Origin of the sequence: Massiliimicrobium timonense, assembly GCF_002160865.1 — a bacterium.
Classification (GTDB): Bacteria; Bacillota_I; Bacilli_A; order Erysipelotrichales; family Coprobacillaceae; genus Allocoprobacillus.
In genome coordinates this window covers 1-1,254 of the sequence record NZ_NFLJ01000092.1, presented here as the reverse complement: position 1 = coordinate 1,254, position 1,254 = coordinate 1, and the positions used below count along the sequence as shown (strand labels likewise).

Here is a 1,254-nt window from a genome sequence, read left to right as displayed (position 1 = left end):
TGTTCATAATTCCACTATGAGGTGAAATTATGAACAATCTAAAAAAGCTTATTTTTATTATTCTTGTCTGCATGTTATGTGTTAGTGTTGAAGCAAAAAGTCAAAATCCTAAATATAAAATTATTTCAAATAGTTATAAACAAGAAGATATTAATGAAATGTATAAAATAAAAAATGAATTACTTATAGATTATAAAGAATGGGTCAAGGGTGTTGATAATCCAGATCAGGCTTTAGCTGATCATCAAGATGATTATCATGCAACTTTTAAACAAGGTGTCTATACCATTATATTAGGTGATGGATTAGGAAAAAGTTTAACTGGTGATTTAAAGGTTAATTATTGTGAAACAACAAAAGATTTAAAAACCAAATCTTTAATATGGGATTGGTTGTTTTAAATCTATTGAGTTATTTGAATAAAGTGGTGATATGATTATATATTTATCCCAAATTATTCATGAAAGCAAATTTGTAATGAAGAACTTATAAATCATGTCTATTTTCTAGGTCAAAAAAGTTATCCACCGTAAAATTGTGAATAACTGTAGCTAAAAAAGTGTAGTTTTTCAACTACTTTCAATAAGGTATGGACTATATGTGTTAATTTTGCAGTTTTTGATAGTATTTTAAGAATGTCTTCTTATATCTATATGCACTGCTAAATGACAGTATGATTTTTCTTGCATGTCGTATGACCTTTACTGCTATCTTTTGATACTTGTTCCTAAATGTATTCATTCGTATCTTTCGATCCTTGCCTTCTAATACAATGAGTCTAAATAGATGATAAATATTATAACACAGCGATGATATCATGAACTGAAAACAGTTCTTTTCAAAATCATGATGTCCTGTATTATTTCCATTGAAGTCATCCTTCAGTTCTTTTGTGAAATTCTCTGAGTTTCCTCTCTCTTCATAGAAATCACAGATTTCTTTGCATGATCTTTTCATATCGTTCGTTATGATGCAATAGATAACCGGAAACATTGTCAACTGTCTATCCTGTGCAGGAAATACCTTGAATATATATCGGCATGGTGTGGATAGACTTTGAGGTGAATATTCGATCTCTCCATAGTAAGGCTCCTGATTTGTGTGATTCAAATAATCAATTTCATTTTCTTCTAACTGTTCAATGATCATATTTTGAATCTTTTCATAGCTTTTGGCTCTAATGTAGTATTGAATATCTTCATGATGCATATAATCCATGAATTCAGTATTGTAGAATGCACTGTCACCCCTCAT

Annotated in this window: 2 protein-coding genes; one reads left to right on the top strand and one right to left on the bottom strand. The window is 29.3% G+C overall.

The window, feature by feature from the left end; all coding sequences use genetic code 11:
- The first annotated feature begins 29 nt into the window (after positions 1-29).
- Positions 30-401: a hypothetical protein gene (locus B5E75_RS14280; protein ID WP_087360617.1), complete on the top strand. Its 372-nt coding sequence runs from the start codon at positions 30-32 to the stop codon at positions 399-401.
- 202 nt (positions 402-603) lie between these two features.
- Here the strand turns inward: B5E75_RS14280 and B5E75_RS14275 are convergent.
- The coding region (locus tag B5E75_RS14275) for a transposase (RefSeq protein WP_087360614.1) at positions 604-1,254 on the bottom strand (651 nt) is incomplete at its 5' end.

What these genes read in the sequence shown, in the direction of transcription:
- B5E75_RS14280 (WP_087360617.1), top strand. Translation starts at nt 30, where the DNA reads ATGAACAATCTAAAAAAGCTTATTTTTATTATTCTTGTCTGCATGTTA.